The organism is Escherichia sp. KTE96, from assembly GCF_000408525.1.
Taxonomy (GTDB): domain Bacteria; phylum Pseudomonadota; class Gammaproteobacteria; order Enterobacterales; family Enterobacteriaceae; genus Escherichia; species Escherichia marmotae.
The window spans coordinates 305,891-320,819 of sequence record NZ_KE137146.1; the positions used below are offsets into that span (position 1 = coordinate 305,891).

Here is a 14,929-nt window from a genome sequence, read left to right on the forward strand (position 1 = left end):
CTACGCCGCTGCGAAGTGCTGCACCCCGCAGGTCGGATAAGACGGTTATGCCGCATCCGGCATCTAACGCCCGAGCCAGTTGCCTGATGCGACGCACCATTACAACGCAATATCCGCCACTTCTTTTTGTACTGGTTGCGGTTTCAACTGCGCTTTCGGCGTGCTATCTGCCGCCTGCGGCTTATCATATTTCAGGCTCAGAACTTCGCTGGTGTACTGCAATTCACGTTCTGTTGCCGCCGCATCACCGTTCAGCTTGCTGCCATAAGACGGAACAATTGCTTTCAGCGTGGCCTGCCATTGTGGGCTGGAAACACGATCACCAAACACTTTTTCCAACAGACTCAACATAATCGGCGCAGCGGTAGATGCCCCCGGCGATGCGCCGAGCAGCGCAGCAATGGTTCCTTGCTGGTCGCTGACCACTTCTGTACCCAGACGCAGCACGCCGCCTTTATCGGCATCACGTTTGATAATCTGCACGCGCTGTCCCGCTTGCCACAAACGCCAGTCCTCTTTTTTCGCTTGTGGGTAGTACTCTTTCAACGCTTCAAAACGATCCTCTTCACTCAACATCACCTGACTCACCAGATATTTCACCAGATCGAAATTATCCAGCCCGACGTGCATCATCGGCATCACGTTAGAGGTGGTGGTGGAACTCATCAGATCCCACAGCGAACCGTTTTTGAGGAATTTGGTTGAGAAGGTAGCAAATGGCCCGAACAGCACCACGCGTTTACCGTCCAGTACACGGGTATCGATATGCGGAACTGACATCGGCGGCGCGCCAACGGATGCTTTACCATAGACCTTCGCCAGATGGTGATTAACCACATCCGGGTTTTCCGAAACGAGGAACTGACCACCCACCGGGAAACCGGCGTATTCTTTCGCTTCCGGAATACCGGACTCCTGCAACAGTTTCAGTGCCGCGCCACCCGCGCCGATAAAAACAAATTTCGCACGGATGTTCTGTGCGGTGCCGTTTTTCAGATCGGCAACGGTGACGGTCCAAGTGTTATCGTCATTACGTTTGATAGCGCGGACTTCGCTGCTGAGTTGCAGCGAGAAGTTAGATTTCTTCTGTAATGAGGCGATCAACTGACGGGTGATCTCACCGTAGTTCACATCGGTGCCAATTTCTGTACGCGTAGCCGCCACTTTCTGTTGTGGATCACGCCCTTCCATCACTAACGGTGCCCACTCCTTGATTTGCGCGTGATCTTCAGAGTAACGCATACCGCGAAACAGCGAACTTTGTTGCAATGCCGCGTAACGGGCACGCAGGAAATTGACGTTATCTTCGCCCCAGACAAAGCTCATATGCGGAACGGTATTGATAAATGAACGCGGGGTACGCAGCACGCCGCGCTCGACCTGGTGCGCCCAGAACTGGCGGGAAATCTGGAATGCTTCGTTAATGGCGACTGCTTTTTCAATACTGATGCTGCCATCGGCGTTTTGCGGGGTGTAATTGAGTTCCATCAGCGCAGAATGCCCGGTTCCGGCGTTGTTCCAGCCGTTCGAACTCTCCTGCGCGACACCCTCCAGGCGCTCTACCATGGTCATCGACCATTCAGGCTCCAGTTCCCGTAAATAGGTCCCCAACGTGGCGCTCATAATGCCGCCGCCAATCAACAGTACATCAGTTTCCTGCTCCTCGGACGCTTTCGCTTTTGCCGTCATTGAAACGGCATTAAGCCCCACGGCCATCGAGAAGAGCATGGCAGTCACTTTTTTCATCTTGTTAATGCCTTACTTTTAGTCGCTTTATTGCAGGTGAGATTTGCGCGGCATCAACGTTAACACTTAAGTAACAACATTTAAATAATGTTTATAAATTATCTTCTAATTTTATAAACATTATGATTTCGTTGATTAATTATAGGGTTATTAGAAACGAAGGGAACGCTTACCTGGCAGCAGAAGTCCGTCAGGTAAGCGTCAAAATATCATGCCGTCCGGGCAACGGCATCACGCGAAGCGGCATCACGCTCTTCGCCGGTTAGTTCGCTAAGCAGCCCACTGCGCATTTCCAGCAGGCGGTCGGCGTGAATAAAATAGTGGTCATCATGACTGATGGCGAAAATCGTTTTGCCCATCTCCTGCATCAGCGGCAGTAATACCTGATAAAACTCACGGCGGAAGTGTGGATCCTGATCCGCTGCCCATTCATCCAACAGGATTATGTCGCGTTCTTCTGCCAGTGCCAGCAACAACGCCACGCGTTTCTTCTGCCCTTTCGATAACTTCAGGTTAAGAATACGCCCGTTACTTAACTCAAGCTTATGACCCATTTTCAACTGATCTAACCACTTCTCAACCAGTTGTGGATTTGCGGTTTTACCCTCCGGCCCCAGCAGTTGATCAAACAACCAGACATCGGTAAACACGGCGGAAAACAGCTTGCGATAATCTTCTGGTTTTTCAGCGCTGATGGGGTTGCCATCCAGCAAAATTTCACCGCTTTGCGGCTGATACAACCCCGTCAGCAACATCGCCAGCGTCGATTTACCGCTACCGTTGCCACCAATCAGGAACAGCAGTTCGCCACGTTTAATAGTGAGGTTAATCGGGCCAACGGAAAAAGCATTATCCTGATAACTAAACGTCACGTTACGCAGCTCCAGGGTTTGCCAGTTGGGAAACGCCTGCGGGCGCGGAAACTCCGCTTTAAAAGGCGCGAGCGCGAATTTGTTCAGCTTGTTGAACGCCACCTGTGCCGTCAGCAGCGTCGGCAACGCACCAACCGCCGAAAGCAGCGGTGTACGCAGGAACAACAGCGTCAGCGAATAAGTCGCCGCAACGTTGGTATCAGCCCAACCGAGACTGTTTGCCATCCAGAACACCAGGCCTATTGCGCCCAGCATCATAATGTTCGACCAGTTCACGGCACTAAGATGGAATGTATCAGCACGAATAATATGATGGCGATATTCTTGCGCATCGGGGATGTAGAGATTGTTAAAAACGTACTCGGCGCGCTCGCGGTTCAGGGTCAGCTCTTTGCGCCCTTCCAGTACAGTTTGAAAATCCGTGTACAGCTTGTCTTCGGTTTCTCGCAGGGTCGCCATATGTTTGTACACCCGCGCCACCAACAAAAAACCACCCCAGATGGTGATTGCCATCCAGATCGCCGTTACCAGCAACATTTTACCCGACAGCATCCACAGATACGCCGCCGAACCCACAGTGAGAATGATACCCTGCACCAGTTCAGGTAAGCGCACAAAAGCGATGGTGATATTGCGCACATCGCTGGTTAACCCCGCCAGCAATGAGGCACTGCCCAGTTGTTCAATGCGCTCGACGTGGGTATCCAGAATCCGCTTGATAAATTCGCTACGCAGTCGGTAAACGAAATGATGGCCCAGCGTGGTGAGCGCCAGTTGCGATCCCAGTGTTACCGCCATCAACAGCAGCAATAAACCCAGAAACTCCGGCAACACCAGCAAACTGGTATCTGCCGTTTCGATAAGACGCTGATTGATAAAAGCAATTAAGCCAATGCCTAACGCCGCACTGGCGAGGCTGAGCGCCATCACACTGATAAATGGCCAGCGATACTGCCGCCAGACAAGTACAAGAAGTTCCATGCAGAAAACCCGGACAATGAATTACAGCCCGCAGTTTAAACATCTCCGCACACACAGCAATAATAATTCTTATTTTTATTCTTCTTTACCTGCCTGGCGAAAGGTCAGGTTGTAGCGACAGTCGGCGGTCAGTGGATGAAATCCCGCTTTTAGCGGTTGAATACCGTGATAAAACAGCCGTGACTCACCGCCCCACACCACCACATCGCCATGTTCCAGCAACAGACGTTTTAGCGGATCATTACGTTTCAAGCCGCCAAACTGGAAAATTGCAGGCAGTCCCAGAGAAACAGAAACAATTGGCGCGCGCAGATCCGGCTCGTCTTTATCCTGATGCAATGACAGTTTCGCGCCAGGGACGTAGCGGTTGATAAGGCAAGCGTCAGGCTGGAAATCGGGATACCCCGCCGCCGTTGCTGCCCGTTGGCACAAATCACGAAAGCCTTGCGGCATGGCGGGCCACGGCTTATTTGTTTGTGGATCAATAGGCGAATAGAGATAGCCTTGCTGGTTAGTCGTCCAGCCAAGACGTCCACAGTTGGTCATTGCCACCGACATGGTATACCCACCCGGTGTAACCATCTGGCGAAACGGCGACTGGTTGGCGACACCGTTAATTTCCTGCATCAGATCTTCTGCGATATCAAAAGCAAAACGGCGCAGGCTCACCGCGCCGGAAGCCAGCGGTTCTTGCCAGGGTTCAGCATCAGTGAACAGATCCAGCATTACCTCTCCTCATTTTCAGCTTCGCGACGTAGCAATTGCGCTTTACGCGAAACACCCCAGCGGTAACCGGAAAGTGCGCCATCGCCACGTACCACCCGATGACAAGGTATAACGATCGCTAACTTATTGGCGGCGCAAGCACTTGCCACTGCACGCACCGCTGTTGGTTTGCCGATGGAATTTGCCAGTCGCTGGTAACTCACTGTTTCACCACAAGGAATGGAACGCAATGCTTGCCAGACTTGTTGTTGGAAAGCGGTGCCGCGAATATCCAACGGTAACGTCAGCGGCGTATTACGGTTATTAAGGCTGGCGATGACCTCGCGCACATGTTGCTGAAATGTCGGATCAGCAGGGGCGTTGTCGGCGGCAGGAAACATCTGCTGTAGCTCGCCAATTAATGTCGCATCGTCATCGCCCAGTAAAATCGCGCAAATCCCCCGCTCGCTTTCCGCCACCAGGCAACGCCCCAGCGAACAATCGGCCAGCGCATAACGAACAGCCAGGTTTTCGCCACCATGACGAAACTGTTTAGCCGTCATGCCCAGCGTTTCGTCGGCTTTACGATAGTAACTGCTGCCGTCGGGAAATCCGGCGTGGAGAATCGCCTGGGTGACGCTCTCCCCTTTCGTTAACGATTCGCGCAAGCGACGAGCGCGCCAGGCCTGTTGCCAGGCTTTTGGTGTCATTCCGGTCGTAGCTTTAAATAAACGGTGTAAGTGGAATGGACTCATCGCCACCTGGTCGGCTAAAGCCTCCAGCGTCACGGGCGTTTCTTGTTCCAGCAGCCGACAAGCATGGGTGATTTTATCCAACCGGTCTTGCCGGGCATTGGCTTTGTCCGGCTGGCAACGTTTGCAGGAGCGAAAACCTGCGGCAAGCGCCTCGCTGGCATCCGCATAAAAGGAGACGTTTTCCCGCAGGGCATGTCTGGCGCGGCAAGACGGGCGGCAAAAGATGCCCGTGGTACGCACGGCGAAAACGAATTTGCCGTCGGCGTGCGGGTCGCGGGCCAGGACAGATTGCCAGCGTTGATCGTCAGTTAAGCATGTGGCGTTTTTCATAAGCAGCTCCCTGGTTAAGGATAGCCTCTAGTCTGCCCGGTCACCATCACGCAAAAACCAACAATCTTGCGCTTTAATTTTTTTCGCTGATAAGGAAGCTTTTAAACTGCGGCGACATCCAGGTTTTAAAACTATCGCCCTCTTTGGTGATCATATAGACCGCCAGCCCTTCCCGGCGAACGATTTCTTTGGCTTTATCCGGCCCGAGAACCATTAACCCGGTGTCCCAGGCATCGGCTTCCAGCGCCGTCGGGGCAATTACCGTCACGGACACCAGATTATGTTCGATGGGACGCCCGGTTTGCGGATCGATAACATGGGACAGGCGTTTGCCGTCCAGCTCGTAATAGTTGCGATAGCTACCGGAGGTGCTAATCCCGTGGCCATTGATATCGACCACGGCCTGAACCGCATTCTCTTTATCGGTCGGTTTTTGGATCGCCACCCGCCACGGCTGCCCTTCACCATTCATGCCCCGGCTGTTCAGGGCGCCGCCAACCGACACCAGATAGCGGGAAATACCTTCCTGCTCCATGAGGCGCGCCAGATGATCTGCCGCATAACCTTCACCCACGGTGGAGAGATCGACATATAAGTCCGGCACATCTTTTTGCAGATATTGCTGATGCAACTGATTAATTACCGTCAGGTGCTGTAAGCCGGTTTTGGCTTTCATCGCGTCGATCTGTTCCTGGGTCGGGATTTGTACCGGCTGTTGCTCCGGGCCAAAGCCCCACAAATTCACCAGCGGCCCGACGGTAATATCCATCGCACCGTCAGTCTTTGCGCCAATGCGTAGCGAAGTGGTGACGATATCAGCCATCGCTTCACTTACCGGCCACGGCGATAAACTTTGCGAGTCGTTAAAACGCATCAGCGCGGAATCTTTTTTATAAGTCGAAAGTAGCTGATCGTCGGCATCCAACTGAGTCTGGATCTTCTCTTTGAGTTCAACACTACGTTTGGCGTCAATGCCCGGAATGCTGGCACGCCAGAAGGTTCCCATCGTTTTGCCTTCAAGAACGGTAACTTCAGGAGCGTTGGGTTTGGCGGGTTGTGGTTTTTGATCGCAACCAACAAACAAGAGCGCGGCAGCCAGCAATGCCACACGGGTAAAGTTCATTTCCATACGTGATTATCCTCATGCGAACGGTCGCAAGAGTACACCAAAAGACTGAGTTTGTACGCTGAAAACAATGAAAAAAGGGCCCGCAGGCCCTTTGTTCGATATAAATCGAGATTAGAACTGGTAAACCAGACCCAGAGCTACGATGTCATCAGTGTTGATGCCAGCAGCGCGGGTGAAACGGTTGTCGTCCAGCAGGTTGATTTTGTAGTCAACATAGGTGGACATGTTTTTGTTGAAGTAGTAGGTAGCACCAACATCAACATATTTCAGGATATCTTCGTCGTCATAGTTATGACCAGCAATGACACCCAGGTTTTTACCTTTAGACTGCAGGTATGCTACAGACGGACGCAGACCGAAGTCGAACTGGTACTGAGCAACAGCTTCGAAGTTCTGTGCTTTGTTCGCCCAACCCAGGGAACCTACGCGAGTTGCGTTATAGGTCTGGGTGTACTGAGCAGCCAGGTAGATGTTGTTCGCGTCGTATTTCAGACCACCAGTGTAGGTTTCAGCACGGTCGCCGTTACCGATGTAAGCAGCGCTGTTCTGATCATCAGTACGTTTGGAGCTGGAAACTGCAGCACCGATACCGAAGCCTTCGTAATCATAAGTGATAGAACCGCCAACGCCGTCGCCGTTCTGACGCAGAGCGCCACGACCGTTGTTGGTCATGCCTTCGCCGCTTACGCTACCGTTTTTACCCTGATACTGAACAGCAAAGTTCAGGCCGTCAACCAGACCGAAGAAGTCGGTGTTACGGTAGGTCGCGAAGCCGTTACCACGCTGCTGCATGAAGTTGTCAGAACCGTAGGTGTCGCCACCGAATTCTGGCAGAACGTCGGTCCAGGAAGTTACGTCGTAAACAACGCCGTAGTTACGACCGTAGTCGAAAGAACCGATATCCTGGAATTTCAGACCAGCGAATGCCACACGGGTCCAGGAGTTGTTTTCGCTTTCCGGAGCGTTGCCCTGGATCTGATATTCCCACTGGCCATAACCGGTCAGTTGGTCAGTAACCTGAGTTTCACCTTTGAAGCCGAGACGCATGTAGGTCTGGTCGCCATCTACAGACTTGTCGTCAGAGAAATAGTGCAGGCCGTCTACTTTACCGTACAGATCTAATTTGTTGCCGTCTTTGTTGTAAACTTCAGCAGCGTTTGCTGCGCCTGCTACCAGCAGAGCTGGGACCAGGAGGGACAGTACTTTAACTTTCATGTTATTAACCCTCTGTTATATGCCTTTATTTGCTTTTTTATGCCACTGCATACTGATTAACCCTCATTAATCAGTCGGCAAGTCCATTCTCCCCAAAAATGCAGAATAATCCAACACGAATATGATACTAAAACTTTTAAGATGTTTCATTTATCGCTATAGATGTTTCAAAATGTAAATGTGATGGAACTTTTTAAGATTCTTGATGATTGGCGAAATAAGCACCTAACATCAAGCAATAATAATTCAAGGTTAAAATCAATAACTTATTCTTAAGTCGTTGATAGCACTGAATGCCAAAACAAAATCTTCACTCGCAACTAAAATATGTCTCGCTATCATCATTAACTTTATTTATTACCGTCATTCATTTCTGAATGTCTGTTTACCCCTATTTCAACCGGATGCATCGCATCCGGTTTTTTTTACCCTTCTTTACACAACTTTTATTTTCTTGTGCTACCCATGCAAAATTATAACAACTGTTAATAATTTCACATAAAATTAACAATATTATAATTCCCCGCCATCTTTCCTTATTTGTAATTAACTTTGTTCTTTTTGCAGATTATTTGTACAAAAAAATGCCGCATGTACATCTCTTTCCCATCGTGCAAAAGGATAAATATCATTGGGGAAGAGAGAACCATCTATCTGGTAATAGTCTGGAATTTCGCTCTATACCCTTTATACTGCCCTATCACTTCGAGAAGTTTTAACAGGTCATAAACACGAATGCGTCAGAAAGAGACAACGGCCACGACCCGCTTTTCACTCCTACCGGGGAGCATTACCCGCTTCTTTTTACTGTTGATCATTGTGTTACTTGTGACGATGGGAGTGATGGTACAAAGCGCCGTCAACACCTGGCTAAAAGATAAAAGCTACCAGATTGTCGACATTACCCATGCTATACAAAAGCGTGTCGATACCTGGCGTTACGTGACCTGGCAGATCTACGACAACATCGCTGCGACGACTTCGTCTTCCACCAGTGAAGGTTTGCAAGAGACGCGTCTGAAACAGGATGTCTATTATCTGGAAAAACCACGCCGCAAAACAGAAGCCCTGATCTTTGGTTCTCACGACAATTCAACGCTTGAGATGACCCAACGAATGTCTACTTATCTGGACACATTATGGGGCGCAGAAAATGTACCGTGGTCGATGTATTATCTGAACGGCCAGGATAACAGCCTGGTGTTGATCTCTACTCTGCCATTAAAAGATCTCACTTCTGGTTTCAAAGAGTCGACCGTCAGTGACATTGTCGACTCACGTCGCGCGGAGATGCTGCAACAGGCCAACGCACTGGATGAACGCGAAAGTTTTTCTAATCTGCGTCGTCTTGCCTGGCAGAACGGCCATTACTTTACCTTGCGTACCACCTTTAACCAGCCAGGACATCTGGCGACGGTGGTTGCATTTGATCTGCCTATTAATGACCTGATCCCGCCGGGGATGCCGCTGGATAGCTTCCGTCTTGAGCCAGAAGCGGGCGCAACGGGTAACAATAATAATGAGAAAGAAGCCGCAGACAGCGTCAGCATTAACTTCAACAGTTCTAAAATTGAAATCTCTTCGGCGCTCAACTCCACCGATATGCGATTGGTCTGGCAGGTTCCTTACGGCACTTTACTGCTGGATACATTGCAAAACATTCTGCTGCCACTGCTACTGAACATCGGTTTGCTGGCGCTGGCGCTTTTTGGTTATACCACCTTTCGCCATTTCTCCGGCCGCACCACTGAAAGAGCCCCCAGTACTGCAGTGAATAACGAACTGCGTATTTTGCGGGCAATAAATGAAGAGATTGTGTCACTCCTACCGCTCGGCCTGCTGGTTCACGATCAGGAATCGAATCGCACAGTAATAAGCAATAAGATTGCCGACCATCTGCTACCGCATTTGAATCTGCAAAATATCACCACTATGGCAGAGCAACATCAGGGAATCATTCAGGCGACTGTTAATAACGAACTGTATGAGATTCGCATGTTCCGCAGCCAGGTAGCGCCGCGTACACAAATCTTCATTATTCGCGATCAGGATCGCGAAGTGCTGGTAAACAAGAAACTCAAGCAGGCACAGCGTCTGTATGAGAAAAATCAGCAGGGCCGGATGGCTTTTATGCAAAACATTGGTAACGCACTGAAGGAGCCAGCCCGGGGGCTTGCAGAAAGCGCAGCAAAACTTAACTCGCCGGAAAGCAAACAACTGGCGAATCAGGCGGACGTATTAGTACGACTGGTTGATGAAATTCAGTTAGCGAACATGCTGGCGGACGATAGCTGGAAGAGCGAGACTGCGCTTTTCTCCGTGCAGGATTTAATTGATGAAGTGGTGCCTTCTGTATTGCCTGCGATCAAACGCAAAGGTCTGCAACTACTGATTAACAATCATCTGAAAGCACATGACATGCGCCGTGGCGATCGTGATGCCTTACGCCATATTTTGCTGCTGCTGATGCAATATGCCGTCACCTCAACGCAACTGGGGAAAATTACCCTCGAGGTTGATCAGGATGAATCCTCCGAAGAACGTCTGACTTTCCGTATTCTGGACACCGGAGATGGTGTAAGTATTCATGAAATGGATAATTTACATTTCCCGTTCATCAACCAGACCCAGAGCGATCGCTATGGTAAGGCAGACCCGCTGGCATTCTGGTTGAGTGATCAACTGGCGCGCAAACTGGGCGGTCATTTAAACATCAAAACACGGGACGGCCTTGGTACACGCTACTCCGTGCATATCAAAATGCTCCCGGCAGACCCGGACGTTGAAGAGGAAGAGGAACGTTTACTGGATGATGTCACCGTGATGGTGGATGTAACTTCTACAGAAATTCGGAATATTGTCACTCGCCAGTTAGAAAATTGGGGTGCAACCTGTATCACACCCGATGAAAGATTAATTAGTCAGGATTATGATATCTTTTTAACGGATAATCCGTCTAATCTTACTGCCTCTGGCTTGCTTTTAAGCGATGATGAGTCTGGCGTACGGGAAATTGGGCCTGGTCAATTGTGCGTCAATTTCAATATGAGCAATGCTATGCAGGAAGCAGTCTTACAATTAATTGAAGTGCAACTGGCGCAGGAAGAGGTGACAGAATCGCCTATGGGTGGAGATGAAAATGCGCAACTCCATGCCAGCGGCTATTATGCGCTCTTTGTAGACACAGTACCGGATGATGTTAAGAGGCTATATACTGAAGCAGCAACCAGTGACTTTGCTGCATTAGCCCAAACGGCTCATCGTCTTAAAGGCGTATTTGCCATGCTAAATCTGGTACCCGGCAAGCAGTTATGTGAAACGCTGGAACATCTTATTCGTGAGAAGGATGTTCCAGGAACAGAAAAATACATCAGCGACATTGACAGCTATGTCAAGAGCTTGCTGTAGCAAGGTAGCCTATTACATGAACAATATGAACGTAATTATTGCCGATGACCATCCGATAGTACTGTTCGGTATTCGAAAATCACTTGAACAAATTGAGTGGGTGAATGTTGTCGGCGAATTTGAAGATTCCACAGCACTGATCAACAATCTGCCGAAACTGGACGCGCACGTGTTGATTACCGATCTCTCCATGCCTGGAGATAAATACGGTGACGGGATCACCTTGATCAAATACATCAAGCGCCATTTCCCAAGCCTGTCGATCATTGTTCTGACCATGAACAACAACCCGGCAATTCTTAGTGCGGTACTGGACCTGGATATCGAAGGGATCGTACTGAAGCAAGGCGCGCCTACGGATCTGCCGAAAGCCCTCGCCGCGTTGCAAAAAGGCAAGAAATTTACCCCAGAAAGCGTTTCTCGTTTGCTGGAGAAAATCAGTGCCAGTGGTTACGGCGACAAGCGTCTCTCGCCTAAAGAGAGTGAAGTACTGCGCCTGTTTGCAGAAGGTTTCCTGGTTACCGAGATTGCCAAAAAGCTCAACCGCAGCATCAAGACCATTAGCAGCCAGAAGAAATCCGCGATGATGAAGCTGGGCGTCGAGAACGATATCGCCCTGCTGAACTATCTTTCTTCTGTTACCTTAAGTCCGGCGGATAAAGAGTAATTTAGCCAGCCAACAGGTCGGATGCGGTGTAAACACCTTATCCGGCCTACAAATCCCAATATTTCAATAGATTGCACAAACGCAGGCCTGATACGACGTGCCAGCGTCGCATCAGACATTTACACCGACCGCACCCTACGATGATTTCCGCGCTTTCCTGACTCTTTCGGCATACATCGTCAGCGTCTGTTTTATGACATCCAGCGTCACCGGCTTCGACAGACAACTATCCATCCCGGACTCCAGGCATCGCTGCTTCTCTTCGGCCAACGCATTGGCTGTCACCCCGATTACCGGCAATGTTAGCCCCAATTGGCGAATACGCTGCGTTAACCGGTAACCATCCATATTCGGCATGTTAACGTCACTAAGCACGATATCAATGTGATTCTTGCTAAGAACATTAAGCGCATCGATACCATCATTTGCGGTCTTACACTGATAACCCAACGATCCGAGCTGATCGGCCAATAAGCGACGGTTAATAGGATGATCATCAACCACCAGAATCATCATGTCGTCGTTGCTGGTAGACTCTTTGTCAGCCAGCGGCAGAACGTTGCCAGGATCATCATTTTCCATCTCAACCCGATAGATACGCGCCAGTAGCACAGGCAGTTCATGCGACGAAGCAACGCTATGCTCCCATTCACCGGGCGCTCTTTCCAGCGGAATGCCAATATGTCGGCGGCAGAAAGTCACCACCGCTCTGCCCTGCCATTTTTCACTCAGCGGCTCATCAGTAATCAACACATCCTCAGGTGACGGTTCCTGACCTTCATATGTTGTAACGACTACACCACTGCGCTGCAAACTGGTTTCGATAAATTGGCATAGCGACGCATTGCGTACCGCCAACCAACAGCGTTTACTCGTTAACCCTTCAACGCCTTTTTTATGTGGATATTGTGCACCGTACAGTGGAATACGCACGGTAAACTGGCTTCCCATACCAGGTTCAGACTCCACCGAGATGTCACCGTCCATCATGCTGATCAATTTTTCACAAATCGCCAGCCCCAGACCGGTTCCCTGGAAGTTACGCTGAACGCCTGTCCCCACCTGGAAGAAGGGATCAAACAGCCGCACCACTTCTTTCGCCGGGATACCCACGCCGGTATCGCGAACGCGAATAGAAAGATAATCACCATCGGCACGGACATGCAGAACAATGCAGCCTGTATCGGTAAATTTTATGGCGTTACTCAACAGGTTGGAGATGACCTGCTGTAAACGCATCGGATCACCGTTTAAGGTTACCGGCACATCCGGTTCAATAAAGCAGTACAAACCAAGCTGTTTACGCACCACCAGCGGCAAATAGTTGGCGGTGATATGGTTCATCACTTCACGCGGTGAAAACTCACGCGGTTCTATCTTCAACTGTTCCGATTCAATCTTCGAAAAATCGAGAATGTCGCTGATAATTTTCAACAGCAGACTGGAAGAGTTGTTCATTGCCGTCACCAGACGGTCAACGCCTTTCGGTAACTCTTTAGTTTGCAATAGATCCAGGTTACCGATAATGCCGTACAGTGGTGTACGCAGCTCGTGGCTGACGGTAGCAAGGAACATCGATTTCGATTGGCTCGCCTGTTCTGCTGCCTGCGCCATCTCTTGCAGCGACTCTTCCATCTTCACACGTGAAGAAACATCGACAAGTACGCAAATCGCCACGTTTTCATTACGATAGCGCGAATGGACGAAACTGATTTGCAGATTGGTATTGTTGCTGGTCAGGACATCGACAAAATTGACCTGTTGACCGCAAATAATTTGCGTCAGCCGCTGGCGATCCTCATGCGTAAGCATATTGAGATAGGTATGCGCCAGTTCGTTACTCAAAATATTGACGCCATCAGCGGTACGCAAAATGCAGATCCCGACCGGCGCGGAGGCGACAATCTTGCGATTAAACTGCTCATGCTCCTCCAGACGCTGGGCGTCGCTTTCCGCCGGAATGAAAATACGCCGCTCATACATCCGCGCGAGGGTAAACAACGCCGCCCCGGTGATCACATTGAGCAAAATCGCGTTGAGGATCAGCATACGTATGCGTTCCAGCACCTGATCAACGGGCACCGAGTAAACAATGCTTAACGATGACGGCGGCAGATTTTTCTTCAGCACCAGCTCATGGAAACCTGGTGTATAACCGAACCAGGAGCGTTCCTGCATCCAACGCGGTTCAGCTTTGATTTTACTTTCCGGTCCGGTCAACGAAATCAGGGTATGACCATTCTCATCAAGGATGGTGACTCCCATCGGTAATGTACCCGGTAAAAAGAAGTTCTCCATCCGAATGGTTTGTTCAACGCCCAACAAGGCCTGCAAACGGTTCGCCAGATAAACCGGCGTCAGCGCGTAGAAATACCCGATGCCAGGGCGCGGGCCTTCGCTGATCCAATAGAGGTTGCTGCCACTGTCATCCTGCGGCGCATTACGATACTTATTGATGCGCTCATGCAGAGCTTTCAAGGCGGTATCGCGTTCAACAGGCATATCACGCAAACCAAAGTTTGCCATGCAGAGGTTATCGCTGCCGATCAAAAATACGCGGTTGAGATCGTAAGCTGCAGAGAAATTATCGCGCCAGTAGCGCATAAACCATGCCAGCGACTCCAGAGATCCCCGCCAGGTGTTACTCATCGCGGAACAGTCAGAATCGGCAAACAGCGGTTCGAACTCGGGCACATCCGTTTGCGTTTCCCGCCCACGCGGGGAAAGTACGCCGTTTTCTGCAGACAAGCGATTTTCGGCAATGTACTTCAGCTCTTTCATCACATCAGAAGTGCGTTGGATAAACCGCTGAGCCTGATCGGAGCTCAGGTTAAATTCCTGACGAATCTCAGATTCTCGCTGATGCAGAGCATTGACGATGTAAAACACTGATGAGAAAGCAATCAACAGCCAGAGCAATAACGCCAATGCTCTGAACATATAGCGCGAAACTTTCAGGGTTGTACGAAAAGAAGCAAGGTATTTCAAAGGGGCGAAGCTCCGCCTCAGGTGACCGATGGAGTGTGGTTAAGGTAGCGGTAAAAACGTGCCACCGCAATGTTCTGTCATCCCGGTAATATGATACACCGCCGAGAAATCATCACCTTAACCCCCGATAATC

General features: G+C 50.1%; 9 protein-coding genes. 2 read left to right on the top strand and 7 right to left on the bottom strand.

The window, feature by feature from the left end; genetic code table 11:
* Positions 1 to 99: 99 nt before the first annotated feature.
* The 6 genes from mqo to ompC form a co-directional block, all read right to left on the bottom strand.
* Positions 100 to 1,746 carry a malate dehydrogenase (quinone) gene (mqo, locus tag A1WG_RS19775; RefSeq protein WP_000758095.1) on the bottom strand — a complete coding sequence of 549 codons (1,647 nt, stop codon included), beginning with the start codon at positions 1,744 to 1,746 and terminating at the stop codon, positions 100 to 102.
* A gap of 209 nt (positions 1,747 to 1,955) precedes the next feature.
* A complete protein-coding gene (yojI, locus tag A1WG_RS19770) occupies positions 1,956 to 3,599 on the bottom strand; it encodes a microcin J25 efflux ABC transporter YojI (protein WP_001516738.1) in 1,644 nt (547 codons plus the stop codon).
* A 75-nt stretch (positions 3,600 to 3,674) separates the two neighbouring features.
* The gene (alkB, locus tag A1WG_RS19765; RefSeq protein WP_016242521.1) at positions 3,675 to 4,325 is read right to left on the bottom strand and encodes a DNA oxidative demethylase AlkB; all 651 of its coding nucleotides are present in this window, start codon (positions 4,323 to 4,325) and stop codon (positions 3,675 to 3,677) included.
* Positions 4,325 to 5,389, bottom strand: coding sequence for a bifunctional DNA-binding transcriptional regulator/O6-methylguanine-DNA methyltransferase Ada (gene ada, locus A1WG_RS19760; protein ID WP_001516740.1), 1,065 nt, complete (start codon positions 5,387 to 5,389; stop codon positions 4,325 to 4,327). Before ada ends, alkB begins: the two co-directional genes overlap by 1 nt.
* Before the next feature lie 73 nt (positions 5,390 to 5,462).
* Complete coding sequence (apbE, locus tag A1WG_RS19755) at positions 5,463 to 6,518, bottom strand: FAD:protein FMN transferase ApbE (RefSeq protein WP_000425712.1); 1,056 nt, start codon at positions 6,516 to 6,518, stop codon at positions 5,463 to 5,465.
* A 111-nt stretch (positions 6,519 to 6,629) separates the two neighbouring features.
* Positions 6,630 to 7,733, bottom strand: a complete 1,104-nt coding sequence (gene ompC / locus A1WG_RS19750) for a porin OmpC (protein ID WP_001516741.1) — start codon at positions 7,731 to 7,733, stop codon at positions 6,630 to 6,632.
* Positions 7,734 to 8,468: 735 nt separating this feature from the next.
* Here ompC and rcsD point away from each other — a divergent pair.
* Both rcsD and rcsB read left to right on the top strand, forming a co-directional pair.
* On the top strand, positions 8,469 to 11,141 hold the full coding sequence (gene rcsD / locus A1WG_RS19745) for a phosphotransferase RcsD (RefSeq protein ID WP_001516742.1): 2,673 nt from the start codon (positions 8,469 to 8,471) through the stop codon (positions 11,139 to 11,141).
* A 16-nt stretch (positions 11,142 to 11,157) separates the two neighbouring features.
* Positions 11,158 to 11,808, top strand: a complete 651-nt coding sequence (rcsB, locus tag A1WG_RS19740) for a response regulator transcription factor RcsB (protein WP_001516743.1) — start codon at positions 11,158 to 11,160, stop codon at positions 11,806 to 11,808.
* Positions 11,809 to 11,943: 135 nt separating this feature from the next.
* Here rcsB and rcsC read toward each other — a convergent pair whose 3' ends face one another.
* Entirely contained in the window at positions 11,944 to 14,796 is a 2,853-nt protein-coding gene (gene rcsC, locus A1WG_RS19735; protein WP_001516744.1) for a two-component system sensor histidine kinase RcsC, read from the bottom strand.
* Positions 14,797 to 14,929: the final 133 nt, after the last annotated feature.